Genomic DNA, 22,372 nt, shown 5'->3' with positions numbered 1-22,372 from the left:
GATCTGAAAAAAAGCTGTAAAAATGGTGAGAGGAGAACAATCACATGCAGAACGATCATATACAAAGTAAAAGAATAGCAGAACAGCTTCTCAATATTGAAGCCATCTATTTGCAACCAAATGATCCATTTACATGGTCCTCAGGAATAAAATCGCCCATATATTGCGACAATCGTCTTACCCTTTCTTATCCGGCGGTGCGAAAAGAAGTTGCGATAGGACTCGTTTCTTTGATTAACGAACATTTTTCAGAAGTACAATGCATTGCCGGGACTGCGACAGCGGGCATTCCTCATGCAGCTTGGGTAAGCGATCTACTCGATTTGCCCATGTGCTATGTTCGTTCAAAAGCGAAAAGCCATGGAAAAGGGAAACAAATAGAGGGAAAAGTACAGCCGGGCGTTAAAACGGTGGTCGTAGAAGACTTAATTTCGACAGGAGGAAGCGCTATTCAAGCAGCTAACGTCTTGCGAGAATCAGGATGCGAGGTGCTTGGAGTCGTGTCGATTTTTACTTATGAACTTGAAATAGGAAAGCAGCTGCTTGATGAAGCCAATTTAAAAGCTTATAGTTTAAGCAATTATTCAGCGCTAATGGAAGTTGCTTTAGAAAAAGGAGCGATTCAACCCACGGATTTAGAGACTCTTCGGCAATGGCGGGAAAATCCTGAGCATTGGCCGATGGTACAATCGTAATACATAGATGAAAAAATAAGGAAGAGAGCGTCTCTTCCTTATTTTTTCAATTTCACCACTAAATCAGGATCCGGTGTAACATAAATGGTTTGCTGATTGTCATAGATGACAAATCCAGGTTTTGAACCGTTCGGTTTTTTGACATAACGGATTTTCGTGTAATCTACCGGTACTGAACTGGAATGTTTTGCTTTGCTGAAATAAGCGGCCAGGTTGGCGGCTTCCAACAGCGTTTCTTCGGATGGGTTATTATGGCGAATCACAACATGGGAACCGGGAATGTCTTTTGTGTGCAGCCAAATATCATCTCGTCGAGCGAGTTTCGTTGTGACATAATCATTTTGTTTATTGTTTTTGCCCACTAATATAATCGTTCCGTCACTGGCTGTGTAAGTATCGATCATTGGTTTCTCTTTTCCTTGTTTTCTCTTCGCTTTCGATTTCATCCGCAAATAGCCCTCTTCCTCTAATTCTTCGCGGATTTCTTCAATGTCTTTCGGGGATGCGGATTCAAGCTGCTGAAGCAAATTTTCAAAGTATTGAATTTCTTGCTTTGTTTTATCGATTTGCTCGTTTACAACGACCAATGCATGTTTTGCTTTTTGATACTTCGAAAAATAAGACTGGGCATTTTCCGACGGACTTTTTTTCGGGTCCAAAGGAATGGTGACCTTTTCTCCGTTTTCATCATAATAATTGATGACTTCAATTTCCGTCATTCCTTTTTGAACGGCGTACAGATTGGCGGTCAGCAATTCGCCGAGTATTTGGTACTCATCGGCATTTTCCGCTTCTTGAAACGTTTTTTCCAATTTTTTTAGCTTGGATATATTTTTTTCTAATTCATTTTTCACCAGCCGTTCTAAATCACTGCCCAGCTGTTTTACACGGTCCCGCTCCGCTTTGCCGAAATAAAAACGGTCAAGTAGAGAACTGAGGGAATGAAACGGTTGCTTGGTTCCTTTAAGATGATTGAGATCTCGCCAGTAAAAATGCTCTTTTTTGTCTCCTTTCCACAGCATTGGCTGAAAAAGCCCTTCTTTTAGCGGCTGCAGCAGGCGAATAAAGGCAGCCGGGACTGTCGTGCGGTTAGGAATCCCGGCTTCATGAAGCACTTCCTTCGCGAACAACGGAGAAACGCCGGAAAAGTGCTGAACTAGCTGTTTGTCGAGTTTTCCGCCATTAAAATCGAGGAGACGAAGCACGTCATCTTCGGTTGCCTCCAGTGGATTCAACTTGTTTTGGGAAGGCGGATATAAATATTCGTTTCCAGGCAATACGGTTCGGTACCGGCTAAGGGCAGGCGTAATATGTTTAATGCTGTCAATAATTTTCTGCGTCGGCTGATCCACCAGGACAATATTGCTGTGGCGTCCCATAATTTCAACGATTAACTGTTTAGTAGAAACATCGCCGATTTCGTTTTTTCCTTTTAGCTTAAAAATCAGTATACGGTCCAATTCTTTCTGTTTCAGTTCTTCGATAATAGCCCCTTCTAAGTGCTTGCGCAAAAGCATGCAGAACATGGGCGGTTCCTTCGGATTTTCGTACGGCTCATTTGTCAGCTGCACCCTGGCATAGGTAGGATGGGCAGATAGAAGCAGTTTATAGTTTTTCCCTTGGGAACGGACGATGAGAATAATTTCGTTTTTATAAGGTTGATGGATTTTCGTAATTCTTCCGCCAGTGAGTACTTTTTGCAGCTCCATCATCATGGCGTGAGTAAATAATCCGTCAAACGACATAATGAAACATCCTTTTCTATATATGATTTTAATGCTCCTTGTAAGAGCGTCCTTTTTAATGAATCTTTATTATTATAATGGAAACTCTCATTGAGTTGTTGTTAGAAATCTGTGCAAGGGAATTATGAATGGATTAAAATCCATTAGCCTTCATTTGTTTTTGCCATCACAACTAACTCCAAGCGTGAAAAGTGCTCTTTTCTAATAAATCATATCATTTTTTTGGACGAGTCTGAATAACCTTGCTATAAGAGCGACGTTTAAGGGGAGAGTGTGATAGAGAAATGAAATTTTATGAGATGGAAAGGCCGGACATAGAAAAAAAATTGAATGTTAATCTGGAAAAGGGATTGAACTCAAAAGAAGCAGAAAAACGGAGAAAACAATTCGGCGTTAATGAATTGGAAGAAGGGGAATCCCAGTCCGCGTTTAAATTGTTTATTTCTCAGTTTAAAGATTTTATGATATTGGTTTTACTGGCAGCTACCTTAGTGTCTGGATTGCTGGGGGAGTATATGGACGCGATCGCTATCGTTGCCATCGTGATCGTGAATGGGTTTCTTGGCTTTTTTCAGGAACGTAAAGCCGAACAATCTTTGCAAGCATTAAAGGAATTATCTGCTCCCAAAGTAAACGTGCTCCGGAACGGTGAATGGATAAAAATTCCTTCAAAAGAGCTCGTGATCGGGGACGTGATGAAATTCGAAAGCGGAGACCGAATTGGTGCCGACGTCCGTATTTTAAAGGCGAATAACTTAGAATTGGAAGAGTCCGCTTTAACAGGAGAATCGGTCCCTGTGCCTAAAATCGCTGAATCAATTCACGGGGAACATTTAAATATCGGGGATTTAGAGAATATGGCTTTCATGGGGACAATGGTTACGAGGGGAAACGGAATCGGAGTTGTTACGGCAATCGGCATGAATACGGCAATGGGAAAAATTGCCGATTTGCTTCAAAATGCCGAAACCCTTTCTACCCCGCTCCAAATGCGGTTGGAACAGCTGGGAAAAGTATTAATTGTCGCCGCTTTGTTTTTAACGGCGTTAGTGGTGGGCATTGGGATTTTGCAAGGTCATGGTTTTTATGAAATGATTTTTGCTGGCGTATCGCTGGCGGTTGCGGCGATTCCGGAAGGGCTTCCGGCCATTGTGACAGTCGCTTTGTCATTGGGGGTTCAGCGGATGATTAAAAAAAGGGCCGTTGTCCGCAAATTGCCGGCTGTCGAAACGCTTGGATGTGCATCCGTTATTTGTTCCGATAAAACCGGAACGATGACGCAAAATAAAATGTCCGTGACCCATTTATGGTCGAATGGGAAAACGTGGACCGTAAGCGGAACAGGTTTTTCACCGAATGGAGAATTTTTTGAAGATGGCGTCCGGATCATACCCCAACGAGAAAAAAGTCTTTATCAGCTGCTGACATTCGGACTTTTATGTAATCATGCGGAGTTAAAACAAAACAAGCGTGATTTTTTTATTGACGGCGATCCAACGGAAGGGGCTTTATTGGTGGCGGCGATGAAAGCGGGCCTGACAAGGGAGAATTTGTCGCAACAATTCACAGTGGAACAAGAATTCGCGTTCGACTCTATTCGAAAAATGATGTCCGTTGTGGTGAAAGATCAAAGCGGGCAGCGTTTTGTCATCACCAAAGGAGCACCGGACGTGTTAATCCAAAAGTGTTCGTCGATTCTATGGAACGAGAAAAAGGTAAACTTTTCCCGCGATCATAAAAAGATCGTAGACAACGTAATCCGTGATTTTGCTGGCATGGCTCTTCGCAATATTGCAGTTGCTTACAAACCGCTTAAGGAGAAGGAATCAGCTATTCAAAATGTAGAAGAAGCGGAAAAAGAGCTTATTTTTATTGGCATTGAAGGAATGATTGATCCGCCTCGTCCGGAAGTCAGACAAGCCATCAAAGAGTGCCGAGAAGCTGGCATTAAGACCATTATGATTACAGGGGACCATGTAATGACAGCAAGAGCCATTGCCAAGCAATTAGGGATTTTAGATAATCGTTCCAAAGTGGTCAGTGGTCAAGAACTTAATCAAATGTCTATCGCTGAACTGGAAGAAGTAGTTCAAGATACGGCTGTATTCGCCAGAGTCTCCCCAGAACATAAATTAAAAATCGTTCGGGCTCTCCAAAATAATGGCCACATTGTGGCGATGACGGGAGATGGAGTCAATGACGCACCTGCCATCAAAGCTGCTGATATCGGGATTGCCATGGGGATCTCGGGTACAGATGTGGCTAAAGAAGCTTCTTCGCTTGTGCTCATGGACGACAATTTTGCCACTATTAAGTCAGCGATTCAAGAAGGAAGAAATATATATGAAAATATTCGCAAATTTATTCGCTATTTATTAGCTTCCAATGTAGGGGAAATTTTAGTGATGCTATTTGCCATGATTTTAGCCTTTCCTCTTCCACTCGTCCCCATTCAAATTTTATGGGTCAATTTAGTGACGGATGGACTTCCGGCCATGGCATTAGGACTGGACCATCCGGAAGAAGATGTGATGAAGCGCAAACCGAGAAATCCAAAAGAAGGGGTATTTGCTCGTGGTCTTGGTTGGAAGGTTTTGTCCAGAGGATTTTTAATTGGCGCTGTCACCATCATCGCTTTTATTGTTGCTCGAAAACAGCATCCGGAAAATTTAGCCTATGCTCAAACGATTGCTTTTGCCACTTTAACCGTTAGTCAATTGATCCTTGTATTTGATTGTAGAAGCGAACATTCGATCTTTTCACGAAATCCGTTTGAGAATCGTTGGCTCGTTCTGGCTGTTTTCTCATCGGCCGTTCTATTGCTGGCGGTGATCTATATTCCTTCGCTGCAGCCGGTTTTTCAAACGGTCACCCTTCCTCCCAGGGAATGGCTGCTCATATTAGGGCTAAGTGCATTACCGACATTTCTTTTGGCAGGCTCTTTTTATACAAGAAAAAGAAAATGATTTGTGATATAATCCAAAAGGTATCAGGGGATTTCCTCTATACCTTTTCTTTTTGCAGAAAGACACTTATCTTAATGGACCCTTTTTCATCATGTCAATATATGTAATTGACTGAATCAATAAGAAGGCTGCGTCCGTTTGTCAGCTGTCCAAAAAATGCATAAAGCTTGAATGACAGCAATCCGGAAGATTACCTTGTGGATGAAGGACATTTGGGAGGGTGAAATGCTCTCCTCGATAGACGTTGTTCATAAAAGAGAAATTCATAGCTGGATAGGATGTGAAACCGATGGTTGTTAGCATGACAGGCTTTGGAAGAAGCAAAGCAGAGTCTGCTCAGCATGCGGTTACGGTTGAAATGAAATCAGTGAACCACCGCTTTTGCGAGTTTACGATACGCATGCCCCGACAGTTATTAAAGCTGGAAGATAAAATCAAAAAATATCTCGGACAATACATAAAACGTGGGCGTGTTGAAATTTTTGTGATCATCGAAGGAGCGGGGGCTCTTAAACGTTCAATACATGTTGACTGGAATTTGATTGAGGATTATTATCAATTCATAAAAAAAATAAAAGAAAAATATCAGTTAAATGGCGAAATCCAAATCAGCGACTTTCTTCGTAAAGAAGAATTAATTACGATAGAAGAAAGAGAAGAAGAAAACGAGGAACTTGAAAAACTTGTTTTCCAAACGATAGAAGAAGCTGTTCGAAATTTGTTGGAAATGCGTAGATTAGAAGGGGAACAGCTTGAAAAAGATTTGCTGATTCAATTAAATAAAATTCAGACGGTCATTAAAAAAATTCAATCTCTTGCACCGAAAGTGTCCGAGCATTATCAAGAACGCCTTGAAAAGAAAGTAAAAGAAGCTGTGTCCAATAAAGAGGTGGATGAAGCCAGAATTTTATCGGAAGTGGCTATTTTGGCTGATAAAGCGGATATTAATGAGGAATGTGTTAGATTAGCCAGCCATATAAAGCAATTTTCACAGCTTTTGGAGAAAGATGAACCGATCGGCAGAAGGCTTGATTTCATCATTCAAGAAATGAACAGAGAAGTCAATACGATTGGTTCCAAAGCGAATGACTCAGAGATCGCGGCAAATGTCATTGAATTAAAAAGCTGTTTAGAAAAAATGAAAGAACAAGTACAAAATATTGAGTAATAGGTCAGAACTTCTACGTTCAAAATCAAACATTGATTGGAGGAGCCGCATGTCCATCAGGCTGATTAATATTGGGTTTGGAAATATTGTTTCTGTCAATCGAATCATTTCCATAGTCAGTCCTGAATCCGCCCCGATTAAGCGGTTGGTTCAGGAAGCGCGCGAAAGAGGTTCATTAATTGACGCTACATACGGGAGAAGGACTAGAGCTGTCATTATTATGGACAGCGGTCATATTATACTCTCAGCCGTTCAGCCCGAAACGGTCGCGCATCGAATTGTTTCAAAAGAAGAATTGGAGGAAGGATAATTTCATGAGGAAAGAAAAAGGATTGTTGATTGTCTTGTCCGGCCCGTCCGGTGTAGGAAAGGGAACGGTGCGCAAGGCGATTTTTTCAGACCCAAATGTTGATTTCGAATACTCGATTTCCATGACGACCAGACAGCCTCGGGAAGGTGAAGTAGACGGTGTAGATTATTTTTTTAAAACCCGCGAACAATTCGAACAGCTTATAAAGGAAGGAAAGTTGCTTGAATATGCGGAGTATGTGGGGAATTATTACGGAACTCCGCTTGATTATGTGAAAGAAACATTGGAAGCGGGAAAAGACATCTTTCTGGAAATCGAAGTGCAAGGAGCCAAACAAGTACGTGAAAAAATTCCCGACGGCTTATTTATTTTCCTTGCGCCGCCAAGCCTTTCCGAACTGTATAATCGCATCGTGAATAGAGGAACAGAAGATGATGAACGAATTCGCGGACGAATGGAAAAGGCTCGCAAAGAAATCGAAATGATGGATTTATACGACTATGTAGTGGAAAATGATGAAGTAGAAAAGGCATGCGAACGCATTAAAGCCATCGTTATTGCCGAGCATTGCCGACGTGAAAGAGTTCAGCATCATTATAAAAAAATGTTGGAGGTAGAATAGTATGCTTTATCCATCGATTGATTCTTTATTAAAGAAAATTGATTCCAAATACTCACTTGTCAGCATTGCCGCCAAAAGAGCGCGTCAATTACAAGATCATCCTGAAGACGAACTTTTAGATTCCTATGTTTCACAGAAATATGTCGGTAAAGCATTGGAAGAAATAGATGCCGAGTATTTAACCTTAAAAGAAAAAACAGAAGGTACAACTTACTCCGATGAAGGATAACAACCTTATTAGGTTGTTATTTTTTCTTAATCAAAAAAGTCGAATCATGTCAGCGGTTTACATTCGTGTGACATAAAAGCATAGACAAGTCGTTTATACGAAGAAGGAATTTTTTTGAAATAGGAAGAGATGCTTTTAACCTGTAGGCGCCCATTAACCGATTTTATTTCCGTGAGGTTTTTTTGTTTTGCTTCTTGATCCGGAATGTTTCGTTTACAAAGTCGAGTGAAAAACAAAGTTTTTCTGTCCAATAGCGGTAAAATGGTATAGAGAAGGGGGTTTTATAATGTTGAAAGGAAAAAACATCTTACTATGCGTTACAGGTGGAATTGCCGTTTACAAAGCAGCGGCATTGACCAGTAAATTAACGCAGGCGGGGGCTTCTGTAAAAATCATTATGTCCAACGGAGCTCAAAAATTTGTCACGCCCTTAACGTTTCAAGCGCTGTCTAGAAACGATGTTTATACAGATACATTTGATGAAAAGCATCCCGAATCGATCGCCCATATTGACCTGGCAGATTGGGCCGATCTCGTTCTCGTGGCGCCGGCTACAGCGAATATAATCGGAAAACTTGCCAACGGCATAGCGGATGATATGATTTCGACGACTTTACTTGCTGCTACTGCTCCGGTTTGGATAGCGCCGGCAATGAACGTCCATATGTACGACCATCCTGCGGTGAAGCGAAATATTGAACGTCTGCAATCTTACGGTTATCAATTTGTAGAACCAAATGAAGGTTATTTGGCTTGCGGATATGTAGGAAAAGGAAGGATGGAGGAACCGGAGAACATTGTCAAGTTGATTAGCTCGTATTGGGAAAAAGAAAAAAATCAGCCTTTGAAAGGAAAGAAAATCGTCATAACAGCGGGGCCGACACGCGAAATTTTGGATCCTGTCCGCTTTTTTTCCAACCGTTCTAGCGGAAAAATGGGATACGCCTTGGCGGAAGAGGCCCATCAATTAGGAGCTGATGTAACGCTTATTTCCGGCCCGGTTTCGTTAAATCCGCCGATCGGTGTGAACGTAAAATATATAGAAAACGCTGAAGAAATGTATGACGCCGTACTGGAGGAGTTTCCGTCCGCAGACATTGTCATTAAAAGTGCGGCTGTTGCCGATTATCGTCCAAAACAAGTATCCAATGAAAAGATGAAAAAACAGAATGGAGATTTGATCATCCAAATGGAACGGACGAAAGATATTTTAAAAACGCTCGGCGAAAGAAAAGATCATCAGTTTCTCGTTGGTTTTGCCGCTGAGACTTCCAATCTCGATGAATATGCAATGAGTAAATTGAAGCGGAAAAACGCAGATATGATCATTGCTAATAATGTGAACGAAAAAGGTGCCGGCTTTGAGGAAGATACCAATATTGTGACAATCTATAAAAAAGACGGTTCAAACAAACGATTAGGGCTTATGTCCAAAAAAGAATTGGCAAAAGAAATCTTTCGTGAAATCGTCAAAACGCTTCAAGAGGAAAGATCAAAATGAACATAGCAAGCGTGATTGTGGATGTACCAACCATGCAAACCGACCGGCCGTTTGATTACTTGATTCCTGAAAAATGGAGTCAAATGATCCAGCCAGGCATGAGAGTGATCGTGCCTTTCGGGTCAAGAAATGTGCAAGGGTATGTAGTGAAAGTAAAAGACCATTCGTCTTTTCCTCAGTTAAAAGCCATTCGAGAGCCAATGGACGTTGTTCCGGTACTGAATCAAGAGTTGATGGATCTAGCTGACTGGTTGACGAAAACGACGCTTTGTTTTAAAGTTTCGGCCTATCAAGCGATGCTTCCAGCTGCCATGAAAGCAAAATACGAAAAGCGATTCGCGGCAGTCAACGAAGAGAAGATAGCGGATGAGAAGGTAGCCGAGCTGTTTAAGAAAAAAAAGGAAATCACTTGGGAAGAAGGGGAAAAGGCGGGACTTTTAACCTCTATACAAAAAGAGGTGAAAGCTGGAACGGTTGAATTGATTTATAAGGTGAAAAGCAAGGGAAACAAAAAGACAGTACGGATGATTGGCACGAGATTATCGGCCGAGGAACTGTCAGAAGCCGCTTCCCGTTTAAAGGGGAATGCCGTCAAACAAAAACGGCTGATCGATGTGTTTAAACAACATCCAGGAGAAATGATATCTGCAAAAGAACTGCTGGAGAATGCAAACAGTACGTCATCCAGTTTGCAGGCGCTGATCCAAAAAGGGATTTTGTATGAAGAGCAAAAAGAAGTATATCGCGATCCTTACGCTCAAACGGATTTTGAAAAAACAAGTCCCTTTCCTTTGACAGATGAGCAAAGAAAAGCCATTTCCCCCATTATTGAAGCTTTGGAAGAAGAAAAGCATGAAACTTTTTTATTATACGGAGTGACAGGCAGCGGAAAAACAGAGATTTATTTGCAATCGATCCAAAAGGTACTGGAAAAAGGAAAAGAAGCCATTGTGCTCGTACCGGAAATTTCTCTGACACCGCAAATGGTTCATCGCTTTAAAAGCCGATTTGGTGATGATGTAGCCGTTTTGCACAGCGGATTGTCCATTGGCGAAAAGTATGATGAATGGCGTAAAATTTTAAAAAAAGAAGCGAAAGTAGTGGTGGGAGCTCGTTCGGCTATTTTTGCGCCGTTTGAAAACATCGGGATCATCATCATTGATGAGGAACATGAGACAAGCTATAAACAAGAAGAAACTCCGCGATATCATGCTAGGGACGTTGCGATCAAAAGAGCACAGCATTTTAATTGTCCCGTCATTTTAGGAAGCGCCACTCCTTCGTTGGAAAGTTTCGCGAGGGCGCAAAAAGGTGTATACCATTTATTAACGCTGAAAAACCGTATGAATCACCGCGATCTTCCTGAAGTGGAAATTGTCGATATGAGAGAAGAGCTGCGGGCTGGCAATCGTTCGATATTTTCAAGGTCTCTATTTGAAAAGTTAAAAGATAGAGTGGAAAAGGGCGAACAAACCGTGCTGCTTTTAAACCGAAGAGGACATTCCTCCTTTGTCATGTGCCGAGACTGCGGCTATGTCGTTCAATGTCCGCATTGCGACATTTCATTAACATATCACCATTTTTCAAATGAAATGAAATGCCATTATTGCGGCTATGAAACAATAGCGCCGTCTGTTTGCCCGGAATGCGGCAGCCCATATATTCGCTATTTTGGGACCGGAACACAAAAAGTAGAGGAAGAATTGGGAAAGCTGCTGCCTGAGGCCAGAGTCATTAGAATGGATGTGGATACGACACGAAAAAAAGGCGCTCACGAAAGTCTTCTGCGCCAGTTTTCAGAAGGAAAAGCCGATATTTTACTAGGAACGCAAATGATTGCGAAAGGGCTGGATTTTCCGAATATTACACTTGTCGGGGTGTTAAGTGCGGATACGATGCTGCATCTTCCCGATTTTCGCTCGTCAGAAAAAACGTTTCAGCTATTAACCCAGGTGAGCGGACGAGCCGGCAGGCATGAATTGCAAGGAGAAGTGGTTGTTCAAACCTATACCCCTGAACATTACAGCATACAGCTTGCCGGTCAACAAAATTTTGAGCGTTTTTATCAGCGGGAGATGATCATGAGAAAATTGGGAAGTTATCCTCCGTTTTATTATTTGGCCCTTGTCAATGTCAGCCATGAGGATCCGCTCGTGGCAGCCTCCGTAACAGAAAAAATTACGAAATTCATCCGCAGCCGGCTCTCCAATAAAACGGTTGTTCTCGGACCGACTGCTTCTCCCATTCCTCGGATCAATAATAGATATCGCTATCAATGTTTGATAAAATACAAGCATGAACCAATGCTTTCCGATACGTTGAAATCGATATTGGAACAGTATAACGGACAAGGATCCTATTCTCATTTGCAAATAGCAGTGGATATCAATCCGTTTGTGATGATGTAAGTTAGGAGGAAAAGTTTTGGCGATATTACCTATTGTCACTTATCCTGCAGAAATATTAGAAAAAGAATGCAAGCGAGTGACATCTTTTGATAAACATTTAAAAAAATTGATTAAAGATATGCACGAAACAATGTTAGAGGCGGACGGGGTTGGTCTGGCCGCTCCTCAAGTCGGGATCGATCTCCAGGTAGCAGTTGTGGATATCGGAGACGAAAATGGAATGATCGCACTTGTCAATCCGGAAATTTTGGAAACAAAAGGGACCCAAACAGATATAGAAGGCTGTTTAAGTATTCCGGGTCTATACGGGGAAGTGACAAGGCCCTATTACGTGAAGGTAAAGGCAAAAGATTGGAAAGGACGAACTTTCATCATCGAAGCCAATGGTTTTTTGGCAAGGGCGATTCAACATGAAATTGATCATCTTCATGGTATTTTGTTTACTACTAAAGTGGATAAATATGTAGAAGAAGAATCGTTGGAAGGGTATGAGGCTGAATGATCAAGATTGTATTTATGGGAACACCCGATTTTTCTGTCCCTATTCTAAGAAGGCTACTAGAAGACGGCTATGAAATTCAAGCGGTTGTGACACAGCCTGACCGCCCTGTTGGCCGCAAAAAAATACTGACTCCGCCTCCTGTTAAAGTAGAAGCAGAAAAACATGGCATTCCCGTTCTCCAGCCGGAAAAATTGAGAAATTCAGAAGAATTGCGAACGATATTGAGTTTCAAGCCGGATATCGTCGTGACTGCAGCCTACGGACAAATTTTGCCGAAGAAATTGCTTGAAGCACCCAAATACGGCTGTATAAATGTTCATGCTTCTCTTTTGCCGGAACTTCGCGGCGGAGCGCCGATCCACTACGCGATCATGCAAGGCAAAAAGAAAACAGGCATCACCATCATGTATATGGCAGAAAAATTGGATGCCGGAGATATTATCAGCCAAGTGGAAGTGCCGATCGAAGAAACGGATCATGTCGGCATCTTGCATGACAAATTAAGCAAGGAAGGGGCCGAATTGCTTTCCAAAACGCTTCCAAAAATTATAAATGGCGAAATCACGCCGATTAAGCAAGACGAGAGTCGGGCGACATTTGCCCACAATATTAAGCGAGAGCAGGAAAAAATTGATTGGACCAAGCCGGGTGAGGATATTTACAATCATATACGTGGTTTGCATCCTTGGCCGGTTGCCTATACTACACTTGATGGGAATATAGTGAAAATTTGGTGGGGAGAAAAACAAACGCTCCCTGAAAAACAAGAACCCGGAACCATCGTGGCGATAGAAAATGACGGAATTCTCGTCGCTTCCGGAAATGAAACAGGCATCAAGATTACGGAGCTCCAGCCAGCCGGAAAAAAGAGGATGAAAGCGGAACAGTTTTTGAGAGGAGCCGGATCTCTGCAAATTGGAATGAAATTGGGAGATTGAAATGGAGAAAAAAAAGAAAAATGTTCGCGAGGCTGCGCTTGAACTGTTGGAAGCAGTCGAACAAAATCAGTCATACAGTAATTTATTGCTGAATTCAGCTATTCAAAAATACGATTTAACAGGTCCGGATGCCGGTTTATTGACAGAATTAACATATGGGACGATACAAAGAAAATTTACGCTGGATTATTTTTTGGCACCGTTTTTGAAACACAAGCTAAAATCATGGGTACGAAATTTATTGCGATTATCTTTGTACCAAATGGTGTATTTAGACAAAGTTCCTGACCGGGCTGTTATATTCGAAGCGGTGGAAATAGCCAAAAAACGGGGCCATAAAGGAATTGCCGGCATGGTCAATGGCGTGCTTCGCTCCATACAACGAAAGGGATTGCCAGCATTAGATGCGATCACGGATCCAGTCAAGCGAATTTCGATTGAGACAAGTCATCCTGAGTGGCTTGTCAAGCGCTGGATTCGTCAATTCGGATTGGAAAAAACAAAAGCGATGTGTGAAACCAATTTGTCCGTTCCTGTTCAAACGGTGCGCGTGAATGAAACGAAAGCAGATAGGGCTGAAGTTTTAATCAGCTTGCGCCAAGAAGGATTTTCAGCAGAAGAAAGTCCGATTTTGCCGGAAGCCATTCGAATTTTGAAAGGGAACGCAGCCCATTCGTCCGCTTTTCAGAAAGGGTTGATGACCATTCAAGATGAAAGTTCTATGCTGGTAGCGCATGCCATGAAACTGGAACCCGGAATGGTTGTCCTTGACGCCTGCGCTGCTCCCGGCGGGAAAACGACCCATATGGCGGAAAAAATGCGGGGAACAGGAAAAGTGTATGCTCTTGATTTACATCCTCATAAAATCAAATTGATTGAAGATAATGCAGTTCGATTAGGTCTTGAAAATATTTCCTCCCTCCCTCTTGATAGCCGTAAAGGAGGAGAAAAGTTCCCGCCGCAATCTTTCGACCGTATTTTAGTCGATGCCCCCTGCTCTGGACTAGGCGTTTTAAGACGGAAGCCGGATATAAAATATGTCAAGAAACAGGAAGATCTTCAGTCTTTGCAGAAAATACAATTGGAAATATTGGACGCCCAGGCACCTCTTCTGAAATCCGGCGGCCTTTTGGTCTACAGTACTTGTACGGTGGACCAAGAAGAAAATGAAGGTACCGCCAATCGATTTCTTGATCGCCATCCTGAATTTGAACCCGAGCCGTTGGATCATCTGCCGGAAGCGGTGCAGCCGTTTGTAGCGGGACATTTTCTTCAAATTTTTCCTCAAGATTTTGGTGGAGATGGATTTTTTATCAGCTGTTTTAGAAAGAAGGATGAATGAAAAATGGAACAGACAATCACGATGACGAAAAAATCTAAGAAAATGATAGAAGACAGGCCGCCTTCTATCTACTCAATGGAACTGCCTGAGTTGAAAGAATGGATCCGCCATCATGGCGAAAAACCTTTCAGAGCAGAACAAATTTATGATTGGCTCTACAAGAAACGGGTCACGTCGTTTGAAGAAATGACGAATTTGCCGAAAAGCCTTCGGGATAAACTGGCGGAACACTTTACTATCACCACATTGAAAACGATTGTTCAACAAACTTCTCAAGATGGCACCATTAAATTTTTATTTGAATTGCATGATGGATTTTCTATTGAAACGGTGCTAATGCGTCATCGATACGGAAATTCGGTTTGCGTGACCACACAAGTTGGATGCCGGATTGGATGCACATTTTGTGCCTCAACTTTAGGAGGATTAAAAAGAAATTTAGAGGCGGGGGAAATCGTGGCGCAAGCGGTGCATGTGCAAAAAGCGCTCGATGAAATGGGAGAACGGGTCAGTTCTGTCGTTATTATGGGAATTGGAGAACCGTTTGATAATTATGATCAAATGCTTTCGTTTTTAAAAATTATCAACCATGAAAAAGGACTTAATATCGGCGCTCGCCATATTACGGTTTCTACAAGCGGAATCATACCGAAAATCTATCAATTTGCCGATGAAAATTTGCAAATTAATTTCGCCATTTCCCTCCATGCTCCTAATAATGAGCTTCGCAGCAAATTAATGCCGATTAACCGCGCATACAAATTGCCGGATTTAATCGAAGCCGTAAAGTATTATATTGAAAAAACAGGCAGAAGAGTCAGCTTTGAATACGGATTGTTCGGCGGAGTAAATGATTCGGTTGAACACGCCGAAGAATTGGCCGAGCTGATCAAAGATCTAAAGTGTCATGTCAATTTAATTCCAGTGAACTATGTTCCGGAACGAAATTATGTTCGGACGCCGAGAAGCCAAATCTTTAAATTTGAGAAAACGTTGAAAAAACACGGAATCAATGTAACGATTCGCCGTGAACACGGGCATGATATTGACGCTGCTTGCGGGCAACTCCGCGCTAAGGAGCGGAAAGAAGAAACGAGGTGACCGCTTATGGAGTCAGTGTTTAAGACTGATAAAGGATTAGTCCGCCAGCATAACGAAGACAGCGGCGGAATTTTTCGCAACTCATCCGGTGACCTCTTGGCCATTGTGGCCGATGGAATGGGCGGCCACAATGCTGGAGATGTCGCCAGTGAAATGACGATCAAAGAATTGCAAAAAGAGTGGCAGCAAACAGAGATGATTTCCACCCCTGACAAGGCGGAAGAATGGCTAAAGACGGCCATTGTCAAAGTGAATGAGAAGATTTTATCCCACTCAAGGGAAAATATTGAATGTTCGGGTATGGGCACGACCATTGTGGCTGCGGTTTGCACAAGCCGTTTCTGCACGATTGCCAATATCGGGGATAGCCGTTGTTATATTTTGAATGAAAACGGCTTTCAAAAGCTGACGGAAGATCATTCTTTAGTGAACGAACTTGTAAGAACAGGACAAATTACCAAAGAGGATGCTGAACATCACCCCCGCAAAAATGTTTTGACGAAAGCCCTTGGGACAGAGGAGGAAGTAGCTGCCGATGTGCTAAGCATCACCTTTGAAGATGGCGATTATTTGCTGCTCTGCTCGGATGGCCTTTCCAATAAAGTTTCGGAAGCGAAAATGGAAGAAGTGATTAAAGGGGAACTTCCGTTGGCGGAAAAAGCTCAAACGCTCATTGACTTAGCCAATCAAGAAGGCGGAGAGGATAATATCACCATTGTGATTTTACACCAGACAGCCGGGAGTGAAAGCGGGTGATCGGAATGCTTGCCGGCAGGAGAATCAGCGGAAGATACAAAGTAATCGAAATGATTGGCGGAGGAGGGATGGCGCATGTCTATTTAGCACGAGATATCATATTGGACCGAGATGTGGCTCTAAAAGTATTGAGAATGGATTTTGCCGAAGAAGAAGAATTTATCCGCCGTTTTCAAAGAGAAGCTCAATCGGCAACCAGTCTTGTTCACCCGAATATCGTGAATATTTATGATGTGGGAGAAGAAGACAATATTTTTTACATTGTGATGGAATATGTGGATGGAATGACTTTAAAACAATACATAATGCAGCATTCCCCTATCCCGGTGGAGAAAGTGCTAGACATCATGAGTCAGCTGACTTCAGCTATCGCCCACGCACACCGCAATTCGATTATTCACCGTGATATTAAACCGCAGAATATTTTGATCGATCACAATGGTCATGTCAAAATTACCGATTTTGGCATTGCGATGGCTTTAAGTGCGACGTCGATTACCCAAACCAACTCTTTTCTCGGATCTGTCCATTACATCTCTCCTGAACAAGCACGTGGAGGAGTAGCAACAAAAAAATCAGACATTTACTCTCTTGGTATTGTAATGTACGAACTGCTGAAAGGAAATTTGCCATTTTCAGGAGAAACAGCCATTTCCATCGCCTTAAAACATTTGCAATCCAATACCCCCTCTTTGCGGGAAAAATTTCCGGAAATTCCGCAAAGTGTGGAAAATATTGTGCTGAAAGCTACTTGTAAAGACCCTTTTTACCGTTATAACAGCGTGGAAGAAATGGAAGAAGATATAAGGACTGCTCTGGAACCGAGCCGACTGAATGAACCGAAGTTTACCATTTTGGTGGACGAAGAAGAAACAAAAGTCATACCTGCCATTAAAGGCCCGCTTCCGGTAGATGATTTGGAATCGACGGCTGTTTACCCACTAAAAGAAGAAACAAACAGTGGGTTGGACAAGCCGGAAAAAAAGAAAAGAAAAAAATGGCCTTGGATTGTAACCGGACTTTTCTTGCTCTTGTTGTTGGCAGCGGGGAGCGTCTTTGTGATCCCGGATTTAATGGGGCCGAAAGAAATCAAGGTGCCGGATGTTCATGGGAAAACGGTGGATGACGCCATTTCAAAATTGGTAACGGATGGATTGAAAGTTGGAGACACAATCCAAAGGTTTAGCGATCATGTACCGGCAGGAAAGGTCATCTATACCAAACCTGGTGCTAATCAAACAGTAAAAGAGGGATCTTCTATTGATCTGTATGTAAGCTCCGGGAAAAAAACATTTAAACTGGATGATTATCGTGATCGGGATTATAATGAAATCGCCGACATGTTGGAAAAAGAACATTTTAAAAGGATCCGTAAAGTAGAGATATATGACGATCACCCGCCGGGAACCATCATAGACCAAGATCCGGGGCCAAATGAAAAAGTCGTTCCGGAAGAAACAGAGATGACATTTACAGTAAGCAGGGGTCCGGAAAAGGTATCGCTGATTGATTTGACTGATTACAACGAGAAAAGTTTGAAAGATTATGCGGCCACAAGCGGTTTAAAAGTGGACATTGTCAGAAGAGATTATTCTGACAGTGTGCCGGAAGGGCTGGTAATCTCTCAAAATCCTTCAGCCGGTACGCTGTTAAACAAAGGGGATAGAGTGGAAGTTGTGCTGTCAAAAGGCAAAAAAGAAATTCCGCCTAAAACCGTTACAAAAGAATTGTTCATTCCATATGAACCGGATGAAGAAGGAAAGCCTCAAGAAGTGGTCATTTACATCGAAGACGCAAACAACAGCATGACTGTACCATATGAGACTTTTTTCATTCATGAAGACACGAGAAAAACGATTTCATTGACGATTGCCAGTGGCAAAAAAGCAGGATATAAAGTGGTTAGAGATAAAAAAGTCATCATTGACGAAATGGTCCCTTTTCCAGATGACGAGTAAGTCCATAACGACAACTTTGAACAACTATTTTTCTTGAGCGATCCGTTGGCTTTAAAAGTCTTACCTGTAAGAAAATCATTTTGAGTAAGGAGGAATGCAATGGCTAATGGAAAAATTATTAAAGCGCTGAGCGGATTTTATTATGTATTAGATGGAGAAAAAGTGGTTCGATGCCGAGGAAGAGGGGTGTTTCGAAAACAAAAAATTTCCCCTCTTGTCGGTGATTATGTGGAATATCAGTTGGAAAGCAATCAGGAAGGATATATTTTAAGCATAGAGAAGCGCAAAAATGAGCTGATCCGTCCGCCCATTGCGAACGTAGACCAAGCCATTTTGGTTTTTTCAGTGGCGCGTCCCAATTTTCATCTCGGGCTTTTGGACCGTTTCCTTGTGTTAATCGAATCTAAAGCGATCACACCGATCATATGCCTCACAAAAATGGATTTGCTTTCGCCGGAAGACGAACAAAAAATCCACTCATACTGTGAGGATTACAGGGAAATCGGCTACCAAGTCATTACCACATCTGTTAAAAACGGGAGCGGCTTAGATCAAATTCGTGCTGTTTTGCAAGAGAAAACATCGGTGTTTGCTGGACAATCCGGTGTCGGTAAATCTTCGCTTTTGAATGCATTGCGTCCAGACTTACAATTAGAGACGAAAGATATTTCCGATTCGCTGGGAAGGGGAAAACATACCACTCGCCATGTGGAATTGATTGAAATAGATAATGGTCTTGTGGCCGATACTCCTGGTTTTAGCTCCCTTGAATTAGGAGACTTGGACCTTGATGAATTGTCGTATTGTTTTCCGGAAATTCATCAACTAAGTCAATATTGCAAGTTCCGAGGGTGTCGTCATTTGAATGAACCAAAATGTGCAGTGAGAGAAGCGGTGGAAATGAAGAAAATTCCCGCTTATCGTTATGATCATTACCAACAGTTTTTAGTTGAAATAAAAGAGAGAAAGACGAGGTATTGATGGACTATGATCAAAATTGCACCTTCCATCCTTTCCGCCAATTTTTCGAAATTAGGGGAAGAAGTGAAAGAAGTTGAAAAAGGCGGGGCCGACTACATTCATGTGGATGTGATGGATGGACATTTTGTCCCTAACATTACGATGGGACCGTTGATTGTCGAAGCCGTCCGACCTGTTACGAAGCTGCCGCTGGATGTCCACTTAATGATTGAAAACCCGGATGCTTATATTGACACATTTGCCAAAGCAGGTGCTGATTATATTACGGTCCATGTGGAAGCGTGTCCGCATCTTCATCGCACGATTCAACACATCCGTTCGCTGCGAGTAAAGGCAGGTGTAGCGGTCAATCCGGCTACCCCTGTAGAAATGATCCGTCATGTGCTAAATGACGTTGATTTAGTTCTCGTCATGACCGTCAATCCTGGATTTGGCGGACAAACCTTTATCGATACTGTTCTTCCGAAAATTCGTCAAGTGCGGCAATTAGTGAGTGAAAACGGTCTTGATGTCGAAATTGAAGTGGATGGCGGTATCAACGCAGAAACAGCAAAATTATGCGTCGATGCCGGCGCGAACGTGTTAGTGGCTGGCTCAGCCATTTTTAATCAGGAAGATCGCCAAAAAGCGATCAGCTTGATCCGTAAACGATTGGAACAATAATGGATAAAGGATATTTTGTATCCTCCATTTTTATATTTTTACTCAATAGTTTCATAGAAAAGGCGGAGGACCTCCCTCCCTTTTTTAATGGTTGATTCGCTAAGTAGAGGGAAAAAATATTTGCACATATGGCAGTTTCCGTTTGGAGGAATTTAAAATCAGTACTCATTGCTATAGATGCATTCATGGGAATCGATAGGAGGAATATGGATGAATGTGGGCATTGTGGCAGGCGGTCCCCGTATATGTATACCGGATTTAAAAACGTTTGATGAACAAGAGATGTATTGGATCGGGGTTGATAAAGGCGTGCAATATTTACTGGATGAACAAATTGTGCCTGATCTCGCTGTAGGTGATTTTGATTCCATTCGAGAGAGCGAATGGAAGCGAATAAAGGAAAAAGTGCGAAATATTAAAAAATACAGACCGGAAAAAGATGAAACCGATATGGAGCTAGCCATCGAATACGGTGTAAAGCAAAATCCAAACACCATCTCTCTGTTTGGCGCCACCGGAGGGAGGCTGGATCATTTTTTGGCTAATATCAGTTTGCTTGTGAATGAGAAATGGAGCAAAAGCTCTATAGATTTTAAGATCATCGATCGCCAAAATATCATCTCGTTTCATCGTCCGAAAAAATATGAAATACGAAAACTTCCTGATAAGCCATATGTTTCTTTTCTTCCTGTGAACGGCCATGTTGAAGGATTAACGCTTACAGGGTTTAAATATCCTTTACATAATTATACGGCAATATTTGGATCGACTCGATGCATAAGCAATGAACTGATTGAAGAAAAAGGTACTTTTTCCTTTACAAGCGGCATATTAATGATGGTAAGAAGTTCCGATGAAATGCCAATCAGTCCGGCACGTTAGGACGATACGTACTTATTTCCTTTGTTTGAATATAATATGGCGAATAGACCATTATCATCCTTCAGATGAATGGGGAGGGACATGGAATGAAATTTTATACGATTAAATTGCCTAGATTTTTAGGCGGAATTGTCCGGGCAATGCTTGGTACCTTTAAAAAAGGATAAAGAGAAAAGAGAAATGGTTTCCAAGGGGCTGACGTCGGGCGGAAGGCCAGATTTTTCAGCATGCTATGAACTGCCCGGCGTAGCGTGTCTTGAGTGAGTCAGACCTTTGGAATCACCCCCCTTTTCATGAGACATAAATGGGTGAAAACGTAAAAAGAGAAACGAGAGGGAAGCGAAAAAGGTCACCTGAAATGGCCGTTGAAGTGAAAATGGAATGGCTGCAGATCATTCATTATATGACGGGATAAAAAACAAGCACCCGAGAGAGGGTGCTTATTGTCATTATACACGTTCAACTTTTCCGGATTTTAAAGCTCTTGCAGAAACCCAAACCCGTTTTGGCTTACCGTTAACTAGAATGCGCACTTTTTGTAAGTTTGCTCCCCAAGTACGCTTGTTGGCATTCATAGCGTGGGAACGTCTATTTCCGGTACGCGTTCTGCGACCAGTAATCACGCATTGTTTTGCCATTTGATTCCCTCCTAACTGCAGAAGCTGAAAATGTTCAATTTCATTACTTCCTTATCTTCAAACAGACACTAATATAATTTAACATAGAATATTGGTTAATGCAATATCAGGAAGGGAAAAGACACCGATGAATCTCTGGCTTTTTAGCTATTAAGATGTAAAAAATGACCAAATCATGGGAGCCAAAGCTTTTGTTCACAGTTAAAATGGATTTTGAAGGATTAAACAGCTGTCTGTTGTACTCATGCACAAAATTTGATGTTCAATAGACGCCATCTGTCTGTACGTTCATTGATCTGTTTGATAGAAAAGGAAGGAAAAGCAAGAATGAAAGAGTCATTTCTCATCTCTTCTTGTAATAAAATAAGTTGGGTTTGGTTGATTCACAAGGACAGAAGGGAAGAGGACTTATTTTTAATATGATAGGAATTTACGAATAGGAGACAAAAACTGGAACAAAATATCTTTCAAGAAAAACACCTTGACGCTGATCGATTAATTTGGAATGATAAGAACGGAAGGTTCACTTTTAAAAAGCCCCTATGTATAGTAAAATGTTTGTATCAAAGGAAGAATCCGATAAGGAGGGCTCTTTTCATGTCGATTGAGCTGAAAACGAAGTATGGAACGGTAGATATTTCTAATGAAGTCATTGCCACTATTGCCGGTGGAGCTGCTGTAGATTGTTACGGCATAGTGGGTATGGCGTCCAAAAATCAACTGAAAGATGGATTAACGGAAATTTTGAGACGAGAAAATTTCACCCGTGGCGTGATTGTTCGGCAAGAAGGCGATCGGATTCATATCGATATGTACATTATCGTTAGCTATGGAACGAAAATTTCCGAAGTGGCCCATAACGTTCAAACGAAAGTAAAATATACACTTGATCAAACGGTTGGGCTGTCAGTTGATACAGTCAATATTTTTATACAAGGTGTCAGGGTGACGAACCCTTAGTGAGGAG

Annotated in this window: 21 protein-coding genes; 19 read left to right on the top strand and 2 right to left on the bottom strand. The window is 42.0% G+C overall.

Annotated features, from left to right (window positions below; translation table 11 throughout):
* The first annotated feature begins 44 nt into the window (after positions 1-44).
* On the top strand, positions 45-695 hold the full coding sequence (pyrE, locus tag N1I86_RS02390) for an orotate phosphoribosyltransferase (RefSeq protein WP_341094770.1): 651 nt from the start codon (positions 45-47) through the stop codon (positions 693-695).
* Between the two features lie 38 nt (positions 696-733).
* On the opposite strand, the gene N1I86_RS02385 is transcribed toward pyrE, so the two are convergent.
* Positions 734-2,440 (bottom strand): Rqc2 family fibronectin-binding protein, encoded by a 1,707-nt coding sequence (locus N1I86_RS02385; RefSeq protein WP_341094768.1) that lies wholly within the window; start codon positions 2,438-2,440, stop codon positions 734-736.
* A gap of 284 nt (positions 2,441-2,724) precedes the next feature.
* Between N1I86_RS02385 and N1I86_RS02380 the strand changes: the two genes are divergently transcribed.
* From N1I86_RS02380 to spoVM, 17 genes are all read left to right on the top strand, one after another.
* Positions 2,725-5,406, top strand: a complete 2,682-nt coding sequence (locus tag N1I86_RS02380; RefSeq protein WP_341094766.1) for a calcium-translocating P-type ATPase, SERCA-type — start codon at positions 2,725-2,727, stop codon at positions 5,404-5,406.
* A 289-nt stretch (positions 5,407-5,695) separates the two neighbouring features.
* Entirely contained in the window at positions 5,696-6,574 is an 879-nt protein-coding gene (locus tag N1I86_RS02375) for a YicC/YloC family endoribonuclease (RefSeq protein ID WP_003354520.1), read from the top strand.
* 49 nt (positions 6,575-6,623) lie between these two features.
* Positions 6,624-6,884 (top strand): extracellular matrix/biofilm regulator RemA, encoded by a 261-nt coding sequence (gene remA, locus N1I86_RS02370; protein ID WP_003354521.1) that lies wholly within the window; start codon positions 6,624-6,626, stop codon positions 6,882-6,884.
* Positions 6,885-6,888: 4 nt separating this feature from the next.
* Entirely contained in the window at positions 6,889-7,506 is a 618-nt protein-coding gene (gene gmk, locus N1I86_RS02365) for a guanylate kinase (RefSeq protein ID WP_048623127.1), read from the top strand.
* A gap of 1 nt (position 7,507) precedes the next feature.
* Positions 7,508-7,735, top strand: coding sequence for a DNA-directed RNA polymerase subunit omega (gene rpoZ / locus N1I86_RS02360; RefSeq protein WP_003354523.1), 228 nt, complete (start codon positions 7,508-7,510; stop codon positions 7,733-7,735).
* Positions 7,736-8,021: 286 nt separating this feature from the next.
* A complete protein-coding gene (gene coaBC, locus N1I86_RS02355) occupies positions 8,022-9,236 on the top strand; it encodes a bifunctional phosphopantothenoylcysteine decarboxylase/phosphopantothenate--cysteine ligase CoaBC (protein ID WP_341094764.1) in 1,215 nt (404 codons plus the stop codon).
* Positions 9,233-11,644, top strand: coding sequence for a primosomal protein N' (gene priA / locus N1I86_RS02350; protein WP_341094762.1), 2,412 nt, complete (start codon positions 9,233-9,235; stop codon positions 11,642-11,644). Before coaBC ends, priA begins: the two co-directional genes overlap by 4 nt.
* Before the next feature lie 16 nt (positions 11,645-11,660).
* Positions 11,661-12,146, top strand: coding sequence for a peptide deformylase (def, locus tag N1I86_RS02345; protein ID WP_003354526.1), 486 nt, complete (start codon positions 11,661-11,663; stop codon positions 12,144-12,146).
* A complete protein-coding gene (fmt, locus tag N1I86_RS02340; RefSeq protein WP_003354527.1) occupies positions 12,143-13,084 on the top strand; it encodes a methionyl-tRNA formyltransferase in 942 nt (313 codons plus the stop codon). Before def ends, fmt begins: the two co-directional genes overlap by 4 nt.
* 1 nt (position 13,085) lies before the next feature.
* Positions 13,086-14,426, top strand: coding sequence for a 16S rRNA (cytosine(967)-C(5))-methyltransferase RsmB (gene rsmB, locus N1I86_RS02335; RefSeq protein WP_341094759.1), 1,341 nt, complete (start codon positions 13,086-13,088; stop codon positions 14,424-14,426).
* A gap of 21 nt (positions 14,427-14,447) precedes the next feature.
* Positions 14,448-15,527 carry a 23S rRNA (adenine(2503)-C(2))-methyltransferase RlmN gene (gene rlmN / locus N1I86_RS02330; protein WP_371836613.1) on the top strand — a complete coding sequence of 360 codons (1,080 nt, stop codon included), beginning with the start codon at positions 14,448-14,450 and terminating at the stop codon, positions 15,525-15,527.
* A 6-nt stretch (positions 15,528-15,533) separates the two neighbouring features.
* The gene (locus tag N1I86_RS02325) at positions 15,534-16,283 is read left to right on the top strand and encodes a Stp1/IreP family PP2C-type Ser/Thr phosphatase (protein ID WP_003354530.1); all 750 of its coding nucleotides are present in this window, start codon (positions 15,534-15,536) and stop codon (positions 16,281-16,283) included.
* A 5-nt stretch (positions 16,284-16,288) separates the two neighbouring features.
* Positions 16,289-18,241, top strand: coding sequence for a Stk1 family PASTA domain-containing Ser/Thr kinase (gene pknB, locus N1I86_RS02320; protein ID WP_341097231.1), 1,953 nt, complete (start codon positions 16,289-16,291; stop codon positions 18,239-18,241).
* A gap of 99 nt (positions 18,242-18,340) precedes the next feature.
* The gene (gene rsgA / locus N1I86_RS02315; RefSeq protein WP_270582960.1) at positions 18,341-19,222 is read left to right on the top strand and encodes a ribosome small subunit-dependent GTPase A; all 882 of its coding nucleotides are present in this window, start codon (positions 18,341-18,343) and stop codon (positions 19,220-19,222) included.
* Positions 19,223-19,228: 6 nt separating this feature from the next.
* Positions 19,229-19,885, top strand: coding sequence for a ribulose-phosphate 3-epimerase (gene rpe, locus N1I86_RS02310; RefSeq protein WP_048623133.1), 657 nt, complete (start codon positions 19,229-19,231; stop codon positions 19,883-19,885).
* A 210-nt stretch (positions 19,886-20,095) separates the two neighbouring features.
* Positions 20,096-20,767 (top strand): thiamine diphosphokinase, encoded by a 672-nt coding sequence (locus tag N1I86_RS02305; protein WP_341094756.1) that lies wholly within the window; start codon positions 20,096-20,098, stop codon positions 20,765-20,767.
* 86 nt (positions 20,768-20,853) lie between these two features.
* On the top strand, positions 20,854-20,934 hold the full coding sequence (gene spoVM / locus N1I86_RS02300) for a stage V sporulation protein SpoVM (RefSeq protein ID WP_040341495.1): 81 nt from the start codon (positions 20,854-20,856) through the stop codon (positions 20,932-20,934).
* A 282-nt stretch (positions 20,935-21,216) separates the two neighbouring features.
* On the opposite strand, the gene rpmB is transcribed toward spoVM, so the two are convergent.
* A complete protein-coding gene (gene rpmB, locus N1I86_RS02295; RefSeq protein WP_003354536.1) occupies positions 21,217-21,405 on the bottom strand; it encodes a 50S ribosomal protein L28 in 189 nt (62 codons plus the stop codon).
* 597 nt (positions 21,406-22,002) lie between these two features.
* Between rpmB and N1I86_RS02290 the strand changes: the two genes are divergently transcribed.
* Positions 22,003-22,365 (top strand): Asp23/Gls24 family envelope stress response protein, encoded by a 363-nt coding sequence (locus N1I86_RS02290; RefSeq protein WP_003354537.1) that lies wholly within the window; start codon positions 22,003-22,005, stop codon positions 22,363-22,365.
* The last annotated feature ends 7 nt before the right edge of the window (positions 22,366-22,372 follow it).

Origin of the sequence: Bacillus sp. FSL W8-0116 (genome assembly GCF_038003825.1) — a bacterium.
GTDB lineage: Bacteria > Bacillota > Bacilli > Bacillales > DSM-4216 > Bacillus_O > Bacillus_O smithii.
Note: the sequence above shows the minus strand (reverse complement) of the source record. Positions and strands in the feature narration are given on the sequence as shown.